Below are 15,720 nucleotides of genomic sequence, written 5' to 3'. Positions count from 1 at the left end.
ACCCGAACCATGCACATGCAGTGTCCGAAGTGCCATGCGCCGATGCACACCTACAACCGCAGTGGCGTCCAGATCGAGCAGTGCAGCGGCTGCCGCGGGATCTTCCTCGACTACGGCGAGCTGGAGGCGCTGACCCGCATGGAGGGCCAGTGGGGCGGCGGCGCGGCCGTTCCGCCGCCGCCGGCCGCCCCGCAGTACCCGGCGGGCGGCGCTCACAACGCTCCTGCCTGGGGCGCCCCGCACGGCGGTCACCACGGAGGCCACCACGGGGGCCACGGTCACAACCGCGGCTTCGGCCACATGCTGTTCTCCAGCTGAGCCGCGCGTCGGGCGCTCCCGCGCCCGTACGCACGACGAAGCCCCCGGCCGTACGAGACGGCCGGGGGCTCGGTGGGAGTGGACGATACTGGGATTGAACCAGTGACCTCTTCCGTGTCAGGGAAGCGCTCTCCCGCTGAGCTAATCGTCCTCGGGATCACAACCCGGGGGCTGTGGATCTTGCGTGCGCGATACTGGGATTGAACCAGTGACCTCTTCCGTGTCAGGGAAGCGCTCTCCCGCTGAGCTAATCGCGCGGGGCGAAGCCTTGCGGCTCCAGAAGTCCTGAGACCTCAGTGGACGATACTGGGATTGAACCAGTGACCTCTTCCGTGTCAGGGAAGCGCTCTCCCGCTGAGCTAATCGTCCTTGGAGGTGGAGACGGGATTTGAACCCGTGTAGACGGCTTTGCAGGCCGTTGCCTCGCCTCTCGGCCACTCCACCAGGAGTGCGGGGGTTCGGGAAGATCCCCCGGCTTCCTACGAGCGGACGACCAGGTTCGAACTGGCGACCTCAACCTTGGCAAGGTTGCGCTCTACCAACTGAGCTACGTCCGCTTGTCGGTTCCGGCCCGCTTTCGCGTCCCGGCGACGAGTTGAACTCTAGCGGATTCCGGGGCCAGTACAAAAACGCGTTTGTGCAGCGTGCTGCGGTGCGTCCAGTCCGAGACCCGGCCGGGGCCGCCCGCGGGGCACCCGTCCTAGACTCGACTGCGTGCCCGACCTCCCTCCGCTCGCCCGCTTCGGCAACCTCGTGGCCACCGGTCTCACCGATGTGACCAGCGACGCCGCCGCCCTGGACTCCTCCGGCTTCTGGGCCGTGTGCGCGGACTACGAGGGCGGTCTGGTGTGCGCGCGCTTCCGTGACGTACGTCGCGAGCCCGCGCCCGCTCCCGTGCCGGGGGGATGGCACGGGCCGCGCGTCGACGACTGGACGACGTCCCTCGACCGCGCCGCGTACACGGCGGGGGTGCGCCGGATCCGCGAGCACATCGCCGCCGGCGAGGTGTACCAGGCGAATCTCTGCCGGGTGCTGTCCGCGCCCGTCGCGCCGGACGCCGACGTGGACGCCCTGACCGCGCTGCTGGCCCGTGGCAACCCGGCACCCTTTGCAGGAACGATTCGCCTCCCCGCGTACGACGTCGAGATCGCCACCGCCTCCCCCGAACTCTTCCTGCGACGCGACGGCCGGGTCGTCGAGTCGGGCCCGATCAAGGGCACCGGACGCACCGAGGCGGACCTCCTGGAGAAGGACTACGCCGAGAACGTCATGATCGTCGACCTGGTGCGCAACGACATCGGGCAGGTCTGCGCCACCGGCACCGTGACCGTGCCCGACCTGTGCGTCGTCGAGAAGCATCCGGGGCTGGTGCACCTGGTGTCGATGGTGCGCGGTGAACTGCGCGACGGCGCCGGCTGGCCGGAACTGCTCGCGGCCGCCTTCCCGCCCGGCTCCGTCACCGGGGCGCCCAAGTCGAGCGCCCTGCGGATCATCGACGCCCTGGAGACCGCCCCGCGCGGCCCGTACTGCGGGGGCATCGGCTGGGTCGACGCGGACCGGGGCACCGGAAAACTGGCCGTCGGCATCCGTACCTTCTGGATCGACCGGGCGGCGGGCGAGCTCCGCTTCGGCACGGGCGCGGGCATCACCTGGGGGTCGGACCCCGAGGCGGAGTGGCGGGAGACCGAGCTGAAGGCCGCCCGGCTGCTCGCGGTAGCGTCGGGAACGTACGAGGCGAGTGGGAGGACCCTTACGTGAAGATCTGGCTCGACGGCGGACTGCAGGACATCGACTCCGCCCGTGTCTCCGTCCTCGATCACGGACTGACCGTGGGCGACGGCGTCTTCGAGACCGTGAAGACCGTCGACGGGCGGCCGTTCGCGCTGACCCGCCACCTCCACCGGCTGGCCCTCTCGGCCCGCGGCCTCGGACTGCCCGAGCCCGACCTCGACGAGGTGCGCCGCGCCTGCTCCGCGGTCCTGGAGGCCGATCCGGTGGCGCTCGGCCGGCTGCGCATCACCTACACCGGCGGGGTCTCCCCACTCGGCTCCGACCGTGGCGACCACGGACCGACCCTCGTCGTCGCCCTCGGCGAGACCGCCCGGCGCGCCGACTCCACCGCCGCGATCACCGTCCCCTGGACCCGCAACGAGCGCGGCGCCCTCACCGGCCTGAAGACCACCTCGTACGCCGAGAACGTCGTCGCCCTCGCCCGCGCCCACGAACAGGGCGCCACCGAGGCGCTGTTCGCCAACACGGTGGGTCGGCTCTGCGAGGGCACGGGCTCCAACGTCTTCGTCGTCCTCGACGGCGAGATTCACACCCCGCCGATCGCCTCCGGCTGCCTCGCGGGCATCACCCGCGCGCTCGTGGTCGAGTGGACGGGCGCCCGCGAGACCGACCTGCCCCTGGACGTCCTGGAGCGCGCCGACGAGGTCTTCCTGACGTCGAGCCTGCGCGACGTGCAGTCCGTACACCGCGTCGACGACCGCGAACTGTCCGCCACCCCGGGCCCGGTGACAGCCAAGGCGATGCGGGTCTTCGACGAGCGGTCCGGTGACGACCTTGATCCGTAAAAGCCTCGGATATTGAGCTGACCCGGCGGTCCGGAGCGGGTAGAACACCCGTGATGACCACCACCCTGCGGCCCCTCGAGCCGCTTCAGCACGCCGCCGACGGTTCGCGTTCGCGCCGCTACCAGGTGTGCGTGAACAGCCGTCCCGTCGGCGAGATACACCTCGGTACGCGCCCCGATCCAGGGACCTCGGCCGCCCGGATCCTGGATCTGCGGATCGACGAACCCGACCGGCGGCGCGGCCGGGCCACGGTGGCCGCACTCGCCGCCGAGGAGGTGGCCCGTGGGTGGGGCTGCCGGCGGATCGAGGCCGCCGTCCCGGCCGCCGCCGAGCCCGCACTGCGGCTGACGCAGGCGCTCGGCTACGTCCTGCGCAACCGGAGCATGCGCAAGCCCCTCGACGCCACCCCGCCCGAACTGCCCGTCGGCAGCCGGGGCCGGCCCATGACAGAGGCCGAGTACGGGCCGTGGAAGGAAGCCGGGCTGGAGGGCTACGCACAGGACCTGATCACCCGTGGCGTGCCCGAGGCGGAGGCGTACGCGAGGGCCGCCGACGACTACGTGCGGTGCCTGCCGCAGGGAGTGGCCACCGAGGACAACCTGTGCAGCGTGCTGGAACACGAGGGCACGAGAGTCGGCACGCTGTGGTTGTGGCTGCGTGACGACACCGCCTTCGTGTACGACGTGGAGGCGGACGCCGGACATCGGGGCAGGGGGCACGGCCGGACGCTCATGCTGCTGGCGGAGGCCCAGGCGACGGTGGCCGGGAAGACCGCGATCGCGCTCAACGTCTTCGCGGGAAACGTCCGGGCCGAATGCCTCTACGAGTCGCTCGGCTACGAGACGACGACCTACCACCTGTCCAAGCCACTGCTCTGACGGCCGCCGACAGGCGCCCGCGGCGCTCGCGGTGCGTCACCCCGGTCGTCGGCTGCCCCGGCCGTCGGGTGCCCCAACCATCAGGTGCCTTCGGCCAGCAGTCGGTCGGCGATCTCCTCGATCCGCTCGCGCAGCCCCGCCTGGCTCTTGCCGCCGTCGAGGCGCTCGCCGCCGATGACGTAGGTGGGGGTGCCGGTCACGCCGATGGCCTTGCCCTCGGCCTGGTCGGCGTCGACGATCAGGATGTGCCGGCCGTCGATCAGCGCGGTGTCGAACTCCTCGGCGTCCAGACCGAGTTCACTGGCGGCCTCGACCAGGAACGGCTCTCCGGTCCGGTCCAGCTCCTCGACCCGGCCGAGCACGGCCTCCACGTACGGCCACGCCTGCCCCTGCTCGGCGGCCTCCTCTGCGGCCTGCGCGGCGGCGAAGGCGTGCTTGTGCTTCTCCAGCGGGAAGTGCCGCAGCCGTACGTCGAGCCGGTCGCCGTAACGGGCCCGCAGTGTGCGGATGTCGTCGAGGGCGCCGCGGCAGTCGGGGCACTGGAGTTCGCACCAGACGTCCAGGACGACGGCGGACGGTGCGGGGGAGAAGTCGCTCATGGTGATCAGTCTTCCAGCTTCCCGGGAGGGGGACCGACCCCGAGACGACCCGGAGATGTCCCTGAGGTCTCCCCGGAGCATGGCATATCGGACGCATGGCGGTGCAGGATGGAAGGGACGGAGCGAGACCGCCCGCCCGAGCACCGCCTGGAGGATCGGATGATTGCCGAGACAGTCTGCGCCGCCGTCTCCGTGGCAGGCCTGGGCATCGCCGCGATCACGGCGTATCGGAAGCGTTTCCTGCGGGCGACCCGTATCGCCGCCTATTCCCTCGTGCCTCTCGGTCTGGTGATGACCGGGGTCGTCGAGTGGGTGGCGGACAGCGCGTTCAGTCCGACCGCGTGGGCAGGCTTCGGCGTGCTCGGCGCCGCCTGGTTCCTGTTCATGACCACTCGCGTCGTCGAGCGACGCCGCGCGGCCCTCGGCAAGGAACGCAAGGAGGCCAAGGCGTCCCGCACCGGGGCGATAGCCCCGGCGGCCTCGGCGCCCTCGCTGGGCCAGGGATCCCGGCCGGCTGCCCGCCCGGCGGCGGCACCCCGGGCCGGCCGTTCGGGAACGTCCGGGGCGGACGACTTCAGCGACATCGAGGCGATCCTGAAGAAGCACGGCATCTGACCTCCAGGAGCACGGCCGAGGGCCGCCGGGAGCGCCGCGGACTGAAACGACACAGAAGGTCGGGCGGCGGCACCGAAGTGATCACGTTCGCTCCGTAGGGTGTGGATATTGGCGAACTCTCCGTCATTCCTGGTGGGTTGATCGCGCGGAGGGTCTCCGCTGCGTCATCATCGCGGCGAGATGCTGGACACAACACAGAGCGACACCACCGCCCCACCCCAGGAGCGGCGAGGTTGTCTCTTCGCGCTCTCCCAGCCACCGCTGATGATCTTCCTAGCGGTGATCGGCTGCCTGCTGCTCATGGCGTCACTGCACGACCTGCTGATGCTCTGAGCCGTAAACGGAGCCCCTGACGTCACCCGTCGAGGGCTCCGTCAGTCCCGGTCCACACCCTCGCCGCCGAGGCCGACCCGCCCCCGGCCCGTCGCCTCAGCCCGCCGCCTCCTTGCGGCGTGCCCGGTAAGCGGCGACATGCAGGCGGTTTCCGCAGGTGCGGCTGTCGCAGTAGCGGCGCGAGCGGTTGCGGGAGAGGTCGACGAAGGCACGCCGGCAGTCCGGCGCTTCGCAGCGGCGCAGCCGCTCCTGCTCCCCGGCGACGACGAAGAAGGCGAGCGCCATGCCGCAGTCGGCCGCGAGATGGTCGGCGAGGGACGCGCCGGGCGCGAAGTAGTGGACATGCCAGTCGTAGCCGTCGTGATCGGTGAGCCGGGGCGTGGTGCCCGCCGCGGCGATCAGATCGTTGATGACCGCGGCGGCATCGGCCGCCTCGGGGGCCGCGAAGACCTCCGCGAACCGGCCGCGGACCTTGCGTACGGCCGCGAGGTCGAACTCCGACAGCACGCCGACATCGCTGACCTCGTGGTTTCGTACGAAGTCGGCGAGCGCCGCGACATCCGCGAGCCCGTCCGTCGCCGTGTCGTTCTCCGGCACGGTGTTCACCAGATCCACCACGGCGTCGAGGGAACACCGGGTGTCGTGGGTGATCAGCACGTATTCGCTCCCTGGCCTGCGAGGGTCGGGCGGGCGCCCGCCGATGCTGGCCGATGGTAATGGCTCGGCGAGGCGGTGGGCCGGTGTGGACCGGCTCGGCGCACACCTCTGGTACGAGCGGAACGGCCCAGGGGGCCGATTGGTGCCCCGGTCCCGTTCCGCTCGGTCACGGCACGGCGACGCCGCCGCGCGGAGGTCCGCGACGACGGCGTCGGTGGGTCGGCCTGAAGCCGTATTCGGTTGTCTAGGCCCGAGCCGTCTCCCCGAGTGGACGGCGCCGGGCGGCTCTGTGGGCCCTCGCCCCCTAGCTCTCCGCCAGGATGTGCGAGAGCTCCTGATCGAGGTCGAAGTGCCGGTGTTCCGTGCCAGGTGGCACGGCGGCGTCTGTGCGCTTCAGGAAGGACTCCAGGGCCCGCGCCGGGGCTTCGAGGAGGGCTTCGCCCTCCGGGGAGCTCAGGGCGATGCACACGACGCCCTGGCCATGGCTGCGCGACGGCCAGACACGGACGTCGCCGGTGCCGGTGGGCCGGTGCAGGCCCTCGGCGAGGAGGTCGCGGGCGAACACCCATTCGACCGTTTCCTCTGCTCCGGTGTGGAAGGTGGCGTGCACGGCGTAGGGATCGGCCGTGTCATACCGCAGTCCCGCGGGAACAGGCAGTGAGGACTCGCTCGACACAACGAGGCGCAGGTGCAGCTCGCAGCTGACCGTGGTGTTCATAAGCGCCAAGGCCTTTCGCTCAGTGTGCGCTCGGGGATTCGCACGTCGGCGAAATCGACATGCCACCTACGGTGCCGTTGTAAACCCCTCTGGGAGTTTTGCGTCGCTTTTAGTAGCTCATCCGGCCGAGACCGTCTTCTGGGGATACGGCCATTCCGGTGACCGGTTTCTCTCCGGTAGGGTTTGGCTGTATGGACACGGGGAGTGACGGGACGGAGGAGGCCGCCGCGGCGGCCGACGGAACGAAGAGTGACACGAACGTAGCGAACAGTGAGGCCGATGTGGCCAAGGACGAAGCGCCGCTCGGATCTCGTGCGCCGGAGTTCGTCAAGGCGCGGCGGATGCTGCACCTGAGCTGGCAGGTGGTCATCTTCATCGTCGGGCTCGCGGTGGTCGTGGCGGGCGTGATCATGCTGCCGCTGCCCGGCCCCGGCTGGGTGGTGATCTTCGGCGGTATGGCGATCTGGGCGACGGAATTCGTCTGGGCCCAGTTGGTGTTGCGCTGGACCAAGCGGAAGGTCACCGAGGCCACGCAGCGCGCGCTCGACCCCAGAGTCCGGCGTCGCAACATCATTCTGACGACGATCGGCCTGGTGATCGTGGCCGCCCTCGTCGGTTTCTACGTCTGGAAGTTCGGCTTCGAGATGCCCTGGAACATCAAGGACCAGTGAATCCCGCCGGGTCGCACGGGGTATCCGGGGTGTGGTCGGAGGCACCCTCTGACATGGGGTAATGTTCTTTCTGCATCCGGGCGATTAGCTCAGTGGGAGAGCGCTTCGTTCACACCGAAGAGGTCACTGGTTCGAACCCAGTATCGCCCACCACCCGATGATGACCCGGCCCACGGAAACCGTGGGCCGGGTCGTTTTCGTCATGGTGGGTCGCTTTCCGGGTGCACCCCCCGCTTGAACCCGGCCGTCTGCCGCCTGCTCATGTCGCGCTGGCATTCACTGCTCGAACTGCTCGAACTGATGGGACTGCTTACTGCAGGACCCGGCTACGAAGTTCATCAGGAGCGTGCCCGGGTGCATGGGCACACATCAGGCAAGGCCGCTCAGCTACTGCCCATCTTGTGGCCGATGTTGGCGGCGAACGTCCCCCACGTCCTGTTGGCAGTGTTCTTGTTCAGCCCGTCCGGAATGGTCGGCTTGGTGACGTAGGCGCGGACACCGAGGTAGAGGTACCCGTGCTTCCGGTAGATGGTGAAGTAGATCCGGGAGCCCGTGCCGTCGAAGTGGCCCTTCTTCGCGATGAAGTGCCAGCCGTACTTGACGCCGCCGCGGTAGACCTTCACCGGGGCCTTCTTGCAGCCGAAGGGATCCGCGAAGCACGCCGTCAGGTTCATGGTCGTGCCGTCGCGTGTGGGAAGCTTCTTCGCGGCGCCCTTGACGGGGAAGGTGCAGCCGCCGAAGCAGTTCTTCAGGGCGTTGAACGCCTTCTTCTCGGCGCCGGCCTTCGTCTTTCGCTTCACGATCTGGAAGTTGTACTTGTAGAGCAGACGCGAACCCGCCGCCGAGGCGTCGGTGGCGGGAGCGGCGGGCGCGACCTGCGCCGTCACGGCGGTGACCGGCGCGACGGGCGCGGCGGACGCGGGAGTGGTGACGGCAAGGCTGCCGACGGCGGCGACGGTGGCCAGGGTCAGGCCTAATGTCCTACGCATGAGGTTCCTTTCGCCCCATTCGGGAATCGAAGCGATGCGGAGCTCGTCGAGTCGAGCCCGAGCCGGATCGTTTCAGAGGTCTGATCAGGCGCGATAGTGCCCCAAAGGGCAGTGCCCTATGGGGCTCCGGCCGGATCGCCTGATCTTGAGTCGGTCGCTGGTGGCGTTCTCCTGGAACCGGACGGGCACGGGCCTCCGATGGATCATGGAGTTCTCCACGCTTCGACAGTGGCGAGGGTGCCGTGTTCGTCCCGGCGTCCTCCCGCACCGCCGTCCCCGCCTCGCGTGAGGTCGGCGCGAAGGTGGGCGAGCGCCAGGTCGGAGCGCGCACCTCACCCGCACGGTTGGCGCCGTCCGCCACCTGATCGCGGCGCGTGGCGGGGTCCTGTCCGCCGCGTGGCGCTTTCAGCCCCGCCCCGAATGCGTCTCAAGGTCGTGGTCGCGGCCGTTCCGTCGACGGCAACTCTCCTACCTGGGCGTTTACTTGACCGGCCGTCACGACAGGGCCCTCGCGGCCTGCCCGGCTGTCTCTCGGCGTTCGAGTAAATCCTGTCCGAATCATTGACGTCTCCTGCGGGGCTCCGTAGCTTGTGCCAGCAAGCGCTTACTTGAAACGATTCATGAGGCGGACGCGGTGTCGCGGGGAGGCTCAACCATGCAGCAGGGCAAGAACGTGGAGAGGCGGACGATCCTCAAGGCGGCCGGAGCCTCACTGGCCGTCGCGGGTCTGGGGGCGACGGCCACGGCCTGCGGCGGTGGCAGCGGGTCGGGGGACGGGACGGTGACGATCCGTTACGCGTGGTGGGGTGCGGAGGACCGGGCGGAGCGCATCAAGAAAACCATCGCGCTTTTCGAGAAGAAGTACCCGAAGATCAAGGTGAAGACGGACTTCCAGGTGTATCCCGATTTCTGGAAGAAGTTCAACACCCAGGCCTCCGGCGGCAATCCGCCGGATGTCTTCCAGAATGCCATTGGCTTCCTGCGGAAATATGATGCGAAGAATGTGCTGCTCGATCTCAACGCACAGGTCGAGGCGGGCAACCTCTCCCTGGACGGCTTCCGGGCGGGCCTGGAGAAGTTCGGCGAGGTCGACGGAAGGCTGCTCGGGGTTCCGGTCGGTTCCAACTCGATGGCGCTGGTGATCGACAAGCCCGTGTACACCAAGTCCGGTGTGAAGCCGGAGCAGGGCTGGACCTGGGACGACTTCGACGCGGCGATGAAGAAGATCCGGGACAAGGCGGGGCGCGCCGGCGACAGCGGCATGTACGGGGTCATGTACCTGTACGACCTCTACCTGCGCCAGAACGGCAAGGCGTTCTTCACCGAGACCGGTCTCGGCTTCACCGAGGCGGACCTGAAGGAGTGGTGGACGAAGGCCGAGAAGGGCATCAAGGAGGGCATCTACGCCGACCCCAAGAAGGTCGCCCAGACCAAGCCCAAGTCGGCGGTCGCCGCGGAACTCGCCGCCGGTGAGTTCACCTGGGACAACTTCACCGTCCGCTACACCTCCGAGGGCAAGAGCGAGTACGGTCTGGCTCCCATCCCGACCACCGACGGCAAGAAGACCGGCCAGTACCTCGGCTCCCTCATGCTCAGCGCGTCCAAGCGCACCCAGCACCCCAAGGAAGTCGCGCAGTTCATCGACTTCATGGTGCACGAGCCCGAGGTCGCCAAGATCATGGGCTACGACCGCGGTGTGCCCGCGACACAGGCCCAGTACGACGCGTTCAAGCCGACCGACCCGGTGAACAAGGCCATCGCCGAGTACGAGCAGTCCCTCGTCGACGCCGGTGTCCTGGAGCCCATCACCCCGCATCCGAACGGGGCGGACATCTGCGAGGCCGGGTTCATGCGCATCGCCGATGAACTCGCTCTGGGCAAGCGGTCGGTGGACGACGCCGTCAAGCAGTTCTTCACCGAGTCGAAGACGGCTCTCGGTAGCTGATGGGAACCGCCGTGACACACGCCCCTGCGATGGAGGACCTGACCAAGGACTCCGAGCCGCGGCACCGTCCGGCCAAGTCTCCTCGCCCCGCCGCACTCAAGCGGCGGGGCCGCCGGGAGACCCTGGCCGGCTATCTCTTCATGTCCCCGTGGATCGCCGGGTTCCTGCTGCTGACAGCGGGCCCTATGGTCGCCTCGCTCTACTTCGCCTTCACCGACTACAACCTGTTCGACGCCCCCAAGTGGATCGGCCTCGACAACTTCTCCGAGATGTTCGCCGATCCGCGCTGGCAGAACTCGGTGCGGGTGACCCTCTGGTACGTCGTCGTCGGTACGCCGATCAAATTGATCGCCGCCCTCGGTGTGGCGCTACTGCTGGCCCAGAAGCGGCGCGGACAGGCCTTCTACCGTGCCGCCTTCTACGCCCCGTCGCTGATCGGGGCGAGCGTCTCCATCGCGATCGTGTGGAAGGCGATCTTCTCGGACGACGCCATCGTCGACCGTACGCAGAAGCTTTTCGGGATCGACGTCGGCGGCTGGACCGGTGACCCGGACCTGATCATCTACAGCCTGGTGGCGCTCACCGTCTGGCAGTTCGGTGCCCCCATGGTCATCTTCCTCGCCGGTCTCAAGCAGGTGCCGCGTGAGCTGTACGAGGCAGCCGAGGTCGACGGGGCGGGTACGTTCCGGCGGTTCTGGAACATCACCCTGCCGATGATCTCCCCGGTCCTCTTCTTCAACGTCCTGCTGGAGACGATCCACTCGTTCCAGATCTTCAGCTCGGCGTACATCGTCGGCGGCGGTGCCGGAGGCAGCGCCTGCGGTCCGGCCGACGGCTCGATGGTCTATACCTGTTATCTGTACGTCCAGGGCTTCGAGAACAGCCGCATGGGCCTGGCCTCCGCCATGGCCTGGGTGCTGCTGGTCGCGGTCGCCCTGGTGACGGCGGTGCTGTTCTGGTCCCAGAAGCGCTGGGTGCACTACGAGGAGGGTGCCTGATGAGCGCACAGGCCACCGAGATCACCCCAGCCCCGGCCCCGTCCACGAAGGGGGGCGCCCTCCGGCGCAAGCTGCCCGGCTCCCTCGCCTGGCACATCGGATCCCTGCTGATCCTCGCGGTGATCCTCTATCCGGTGATCTGGGTCGTGGGGGGTTCGTTCAAGAACAGCGATGACATCGTCGGCAGCCTGGACCTGTTGCCGAGCGATCCGATCATCTCCAACTACACACGGCTCACCGACGGCATCGCCGACATCCCGATCTCCACGTTCTTCTTCAACTCGCTCACCCTCGCCGTGGGTTCGGTGGTCGGGATCCTGGTGTCCTGCTCGCTGACCGCGTACGCCTTCTCGAAGATCAAGTTCGCGGGCCGCAATCTGCTCTTCACGCTGATGATCGGCACCCTCCTGTTGCCCTACCACGTGCTGCTGATCCCGCAGTACGTGCTGTTCCGCAACATGGGCGCGATCGACACCTACACCCCACTCCTGCTCCCGAAATACCTGGCCACGGAGGCGTTCTTCGTCTTCCTGATGGTGCAGTTCATGCGGAACCTGCCCAAGGAACTCGACGAGGCGGCCCGGCTCGACGGCTGCGGCCACTTCCGGATCTACTGGTCGATCGTGCTGCCGCTGTGTCGGCCCGCGCTCATCACCAGCGCGATCTTCACCTTCATCAACGCCTGGAACGACTTCATGGGCCCGCTGATCTATGTGAATACGCCCGACAAGTACACGGTCTCGCTCGGTCTGAAGATGTTCGTGGACCAGGACGCCGTGGCCAACTACGGCGGCATGATCGCGATGTCGCTGGTGGCCCTGCTGCCGGTGCTCGCCTTCTTCCTCGCCTTCCAGCGGTATCTGATCGACGGCATGGCCACCTCGGGCCTGAAGGGCTGAGGTGAGCTGACCATGGCCCAGGCCCGTGCCCGTGCGAAGGCCGCCGCACCCCGCGAGGAGTCCGTGCTCGCCGAACGGTTCGCGCTGTTCGCCGAGTGTCTGCTCACCGGAGTGTGGATCGCGCTGGCCGCGCTGCCGCTGGTGACGTACCCCGCGGCGTTCGCCGCCGGCTCCCGCCACCTGAGGCGTCGGACGGCTCATGAGGGCGGCGGCTGGCGGGAGTTCGTGGCCGACTTCCGGACGGCGGTGCGCGGAGGTTGGCTCGTCGGGCTCGCCGGGTGGGTGGCGCTCGCGGCGGTGTGGGTGGACGTCCAGGCCGTACGCGCCGGGATCCCGGGCGGGCCGCTGGTCGGTGCGATCGGGATCCTCGCGCTGATCGGCGCCGCCGTCGCCGGACTGCGCGCGGCGGCGGTCTGGCGGCCCGGTGCCACCTGGCGGGCCCTGCTCGGCGCGGCCGGGCGGCGGACGGTGCTCGACCCCGCCGGATCCTTTCTGCTGGTCGGCGGACTGGGCGTGGTGGCCTGCTCCGCCTGGTTCGTCGCGCCTCTGGCGATCCCGGTTCTCGGGGCCGTCGCGGCAGCGGCAGTCGCCGTCGAGGAGCGGTACCGGCGCCGCCGCTGACCGAAGCGGCGGAGCCTCGCACCCAGGTCGGTGCCCTCGGAGGTGCCGCACCTCTCTCTGTCATGCCCCTGACTACCCGCACGCAAGACTTCCCGTTCGGAAAGGAAAGGCCATGTCCCCCATCGACCGCAGGTCCCTTCTCAAGGCGGCCGCCGTCGCAGGAGCCGCCGCGCAGTTCAGCTGGGCTCTAGGGAGTACGAGCGCGCAGGCCGCGCCCAGAGCCGAGGCCGCGGAGGCGGACCCGGTGACCCTGGACTGGCTGGAGGACGGCGGACTCGGCGCCGCTCCCGGTTCGACGGTGGGTGTGCCGTGGCCGAAGGGCGCGTACGAAAAAGAACAGTCGTTTTCCTTGACGGACGCGGACGGCAAGGCCGTGGCGGTGCAGTCCTGGCCGATCGGCTACTGGCCCGACGGCTCCGTGAAGTGGACGGCACACGCGGTGGGGGCGGGCGCCGGTTCCGGCAAGCTCACCCTCGCCGCGGGCACGCCGGCCGCGCCCCAGAAGAAGGTCACCGTCGACAAGAGCGGCGGCACCATCGACGTGTCGACCGGTGTCATCACCGCCAGGATCGGCAAGAGCGGCTCCACGCTCGTGAAGTCCGTGCTGCGCGGCTCCACCGAGATCGCCAACACCGGCCGTCTGGTCCTGCTGCGCCAGCCCGAGATCGAGGACGGCGACCAGGGCACCGAGAAGTACGAGCGCTTCGAGAGCGTCATCGACGAGGTCGAGGTCGAGCAGGAGGGACCGGTCCGTGCCGTCGTCCGCATCGACGGCAAGCACCGCAAGGGAAGCCGCAGCTGGCTGCCCTTCTCGATCCGCCTCTACTTCTACGCGGGCGCCGAGTCGTTCCGCATGGTGCACACGATCACCTTCGACGGCACCCAGGAGCCCGGAAAGGCCAGCGGCGACTTCATCCGCGGCATCGGCGTCCGCTTCAAGGTCCCGATGCGCGACGCCGCGTACGACCGGCACATCCGCATCGGCGGTGAGGGCACGGGCCTGCTGCGCGAGGCGGTCAAGGGCGTCACGGGTCTGCGGCGCGACCCGGGTACGGCGGTCCGCACGGCCCAGTTCGAGGGGAAGAAGCTGCCGGACCCGTCCACCTGGGACCAACGGGTGACGACCCGGCTGCAGTACATCCCCGAGTGGGGCGACTACACGCTCTCGCAGCTGTCCGCCGACGGCTTCGGTGTCCGCAAGCGCACCAAGAAGGGCCACGGCTGGATCCCGGCCGGCGGTGGCCGGCGGGCGAGCGGCTTCGGGTACGTCGGCGGCGCGTCCGGCGGTTTCGCCTTCGGTCTGCGGGACTTCTGGGAGAAGTTCCCCGCGCAGCTCGACATCCGCGACGCGCACACCGACACCGCCGAGGTCACCCTCTGGCTCTGGTCGCCCGAGGCGCAGCCCATGGACCTGCGCTTCTACCACGACGGCATGGGCCAGGACACCTACCCCGAGCAGCTCGAAGGCCTCAACATCACGTACGAGGACTACGAGCCCGAGTTCGGCACCCCCTACGGCATCGCCCGCACCAGCGAACTCCTCTTCTGGGCCCACGAGTCCACCCCGAGCGCCGAGGACATGGCCAAGCAGGTCGAGGCCGTCCGCACACCCCCGCAGCTCGCCGCCCCGCCCAAGCAGCTCATCAAGGCGGGCGTCTTCGGCAAGCTGTTCTCCGAGCCGGACCGCTCCACCGCCGCCAAGGCGAAGATCGAGGACCACCTCGACTTCCTCTTCACCTATTACAAGGACCAGGTGGAGATGCGCCGTTGGTACGGCTTCTGGGACTACGGCGACATCATGCACAGCTACGACCCCAGCCGCCACCAGTGGTGCTACGACGTCGGCGGCTACGCCTGGGACAACTCCGAACTCTCCCCGGACCTGTGGCTCTGGTTCGCGTACATGCGTTCCGGACGTGCGGACATCTTCCGTTTCGCCGAGGCCATGACCCGCCACACCGGCGAGGTCGACGTCTACCACCTGGGCAAATGGGCCGGTCTCGGCACCCGCCACGGCGTCCAGCACTACGCCGACAGCGCCAAGCAGCAGCGGATCGCCAACACCACCTACCGCCGCTACTACTACTTCCTCACCGCCGACGAACGCGTCGGCGACCTCATGCACGCCAACGTCGACTCCGACGAGACGTTCCTCGTCCTCGACCCCATCCGCAAGATCCGCACCGAGCCGTACACGCCCGACCGGCACGCTCTGTCGATCGGCTTCGGCACGGACTGGTCGGGGCTCGTGTCGGCCTGGCTGACCGAGTGGGAGCGGCGCGGCCCGAAGTGGGAGAAGGCCAAGGCGCGCGTGCTGTCGACGATGGAGACGATCGCGGCCCAGCCCAACGGCTTCGTCCAGGGCAACGCGCTGTACGACCTGGACACCGGCAAGTTCGCCGTCGCCACCGAGCCCAGGGTCGGCGTCTCGCACCTGTCGGCGATGTTCGGCCTGGTCGAGCTGAACGCCGAACTCCTCGACCAGGTCGAGATGCCCAAGTTCAAGGAGGCGTGGCTCGACTACTGCCGCTACTTCAACGCGACGAAGGCGGAGCAGGCCGCCCGCTACGGTTCCAACTTCGGTTCCCTGCTGCTCTTCCAGGGCCATTCGCGGCAGGACGCGTACGCGGCGGTCCAGTTGGGCGACGACAAGCTGGCGGCCCGGGCGTGGCGGCAGTTCTACAACAGCGTCGACACCTGGGACTACAAGGAGTCGACCGACTGGTCCACGAAGAAGATCGAGGGGCCGACGGCGCTCGTGCCGGGCAGCGAGGCGGCATGGGTGTCGACCAACGCGACGGCGCTGTACGGGTTGGCGGCGATCCAGAACCTGGCGTTGGTGGGCGACAAGATGCCGTGACGCTCCGCTCGGGGCGCCGGGGGCTGGGGACGCTTGGCGTGGT

The 15,720-nt window shown here is 68.8% G+C and carries 16 protein-coding genes and 6 tRNA genes; 13 read left to right on the top strand and 9 right to left on the bottom strand.

Going from position 1 to position 15,720, the window contains the following annotated elements; translation table 11 throughout:
* The first annotated feature begins 15 nt into the window (after positions 1-15).
* The gene (locus OG202_RS10040) at positions 16-318 is read left to right on the top strand and encodes a TFIIB-type zinc ribbon-containing protein (protein ID WP_327732302.1); all 303 of its coding nucleotides are present in this window, start codon (positions 16-18) and stop codon (positions 316-318) included.
* 79 nt (positions 319-397) lie between these two features.
* Here the strand turns inward: OG202_RS10040 and OG202_RS10035 are convergent.
* The 5 genes from OG202_RS10035 to OG202_RS10015 form a co-directional block, all read right to left on the bottom strand.
* Positions 398-469: transfer RNA gene (locus OG202_RS10035), tRNA-Val, on the bottom strand.
* Between the two features lie 34 nt (positions 470-503).
* Positions 504-575: transfer RNA gene (locus tag OG202_RS10030), tRNA-Val, on the bottom strand.
* A gap of 40 nt (positions 576-615) precedes the next feature.
* Positions 616-687: transfer RNA gene (locus OG202_RS10025), tRNA-Val, on the bottom strand.
* Between the two features lies 1 nt (position 688).
* A tRNA-Cys gene (locus tag OG202_RS10020) sits at positions 689-762 on the bottom strand.
* 40 nt (positions 763-802) lie between these two features.
* Positions 803-875: transfer RNA gene (locus tag OG202_RS10015), tRNA-Gly, on the bottom strand.
* 157 nt (positions 876-1,032) lie between these two features.
* On the opposite strand from OG202_RS10015, the gene OG202_RS10010 reads away from it, so the two are divergent.
* From OG202_RS10010 to OG202_RS10000, 3 genes are read left to right on the top strand one after another with little or no spacing between them, the layout of a single operon-like run.
* Positions 1,033-2,076 carry a chorismate-binding protein gene (locus OG202_RS10010; RefSeq protein WP_327730561.1) on the top strand — a complete coding sequence of 348 codons (1,044 nt, stop codon included), beginning with the start codon at positions 1,033-1,035 and terminating at the stop codon, positions 2,074-2,076.
* Complete coding sequence (locus OG202_RS10005; RefSeq protein ID WP_326584065.1) at positions 2,073-2,894, top strand: aminotransferase class IV; 822 nt, start codon at positions 2,073-2,075, stop codon at positions 2,892-2,894. Before OG202_RS10010 ends, OG202_RS10005 begins: the two co-directional genes overlap by 4 nt.
* A 53-nt stretch (positions 2,895-2,947) precedes the next feature.
* Positions 2,948-3,772: a GNAT family N-acetyltransferase gene (locus OG202_RS10000; protein WP_326584066.1), complete on the top strand. Its 825-nt coding sequence runs from the start codon at positions 2,948-2,950 to the stop codon at positions 3,770-3,772.
* 80 nt (positions 3,773-3,852) lie between these two features.
* On the opposite strand, the gene OG202_RS09995 is transcribed toward OG202_RS10000, so the two are convergent.
* Positions 3,853-4,371 (bottom strand): DsbA family protein, encoded by a 519-nt coding sequence (locus OG202_RS09995; protein WP_326584067.1) that lies wholly within the window; start codon positions 4,369-4,371, stop codon positions 3,853-3,855.
* 159 nt (positions 4,372-4,530) lie between these two features.
* Between OG202_RS09995 and OG202_RS09990 the strand changes: the two genes are divergently transcribed.
* On the top strand, positions 4,531-4,986 hold the full coding sequence (locus tag OG202_RS09990) for a hypothetical protein (RefSeq protein ID WP_328222614.1): 456 nt from the start codon (positions 4,531-4,533) through the stop codon (positions 4,984-4,986).
* 180 nt (positions 4,987-5,166) lie between these two features.
* Positions 5,167-5,319, top strand: a complete 153-nt coding sequence (locus OG202_RS09985) for a hypothetical protein (RefSeq protein WP_200300465.1) — start codon at positions 5,167-5,169, stop codon at positions 5,317-5,319.
* Between the two features lie 96 nt (positions 5,320-5,415).
* Here OG202_RS09985 and OG202_RS09980 read toward each other — a convergent pair whose 3' ends face one another.
* Positions 5,416-5,976 carry a CGNR zinc finger domain-containing protein gene (locus OG202_RS09980; RefSeq protein WP_326584069.1) on the bottom strand — a complete coding sequence of 187 codons (561 nt, stop codon included), beginning with the start codon at positions 5,974-5,976 and terminating at the stop codon, positions 5,416-5,418.
* A 304-nt stretch (positions 5,977-6,280) separates the two neighbouring features.
* Entirely contained in the window at positions 6,281-6,694 is a 414-nt protein-coding gene (locus OG202_RS09975; RefSeq protein ID WP_004002642.1) for an SsgA family sporulation/cell division regulator, read from the bottom strand.
* Positions 6,695-6,885: 191 nt separating this feature from the next.
* Between OG202_RS09975 and OG202_RS09970 the strand changes: the two genes are divergently transcribed.
* Together OG202_RS09970 and OG202_RS09965 are read left to right on the top strand one after the other, a co-directional pair.
* Positions 6,886-7,365 (top strand): TIGR02611 family protein, encoded by a 480-nt coding sequence (locus OG202_RS09970; RefSeq protein ID WP_326585903.1) that lies wholly within the window; start codon positions 6,886-6,888, stop codon positions 7,363-7,365.
* A gap of 78 nt (positions 7,366-7,443) precedes the next feature.
* Positions 7,444-7,518: transfer RNA gene (locus OG202_RS09965), tRNA-Val, on the top strand.
* A gap of 230 nt (positions 7,519-7,748) precedes the next feature.
* Here the strand turns inward: OG202_RS09965 and OG202_RS09960 are convergent.
* Positions 7,749-8,354 (bottom strand): hypothetical protein, encoded by a 606-nt coding sequence (locus OG202_RS09960; RefSeq protein WP_326584073.1) that lies wholly within the window; start codon positions 8,352-8,354, stop codon positions 7,749-7,751.
* A gap of 655 nt (positions 8,355-9,009) precedes the next feature.
* Here OG202_RS09960 and OG202_RS09955 point away from each other — a divergent pair.
* The 5 genes from OG202_RS09955 (at position 9,010) to OG202_RS09935 (ending at position 15,677) form a co-directional block, all read left to right on the top strand.
* A complete protein-coding gene (locus OG202_RS09955; RefSeq protein WP_327730563.1) occupies positions 9,010-10,299 on the top strand; it encodes an ABC transporter substrate-binding protein in 1,290 nt (429 codons plus the stop codon).
* Positions 10,299-11,297 carry a carbohydrate ABC transporter permease gene (locus OG202_RS09950; RefSeq protein WP_257563056.1) on the top strand — a complete coding sequence of 333 codons (999 nt, stop codon included), beginning with the start codon at positions 10,299-10,301 and terminating at the stop codon, positions 11,295-11,297. Before OG202_RS09955 ends, OG202_RS09950 begins: the two co-directional genes overlap by 1 nt.
* Positions 11,297-12,196, top strand: a complete 900-nt coding sequence (locus OG202_RS09945) for a carbohydrate ABC transporter permease (protein ID WP_326584075.1) — start codon at positions 11,297-11,299, stop codon at positions 12,194-12,196. The genes OG202_RS09950 and OG202_RS09945 overlap by 1 nt, the downstream gene beginning before the upstream one ends.
* Before the next feature lie 12 nt (positions 12,197-12,208).
* Positions 12,209-12,817, top strand: a complete 609-nt coding sequence (locus OG202_RS09940) for a hypothetical protein (protein WP_326584076.1) — start codon at positions 12,209-12,211, stop codon at positions 12,815-12,817.
* A 112-nt stretch (positions 12,818-12,929) separates the two neighbouring features.
* On the top strand, positions 12,930-15,677 hold the full coding sequence (locus tag OG202_RS09935; RefSeq protein WP_327730565.1) for an exo-rhamnogalacturonan lyase family protein: 2,748 nt from the start codon (positions 12,930-12,932) through the stop codon (positions 15,675-15,677).
* The last annotated feature ends 43 nt before the right edge of the window (positions 15,678-15,720 follow it).

Source organism: Streptomyces sp. NBC_00310 (genome assembly GCF_036208085.1).
Classification (GTDB): Bacteria; Actinomycetota; Actinomycetes; order Streptomycetales; family Streptomycetaceae; genus Streptomyces.
This window is presented reverse-complemented; position numbering and strand designations above follow the sequence as displayed.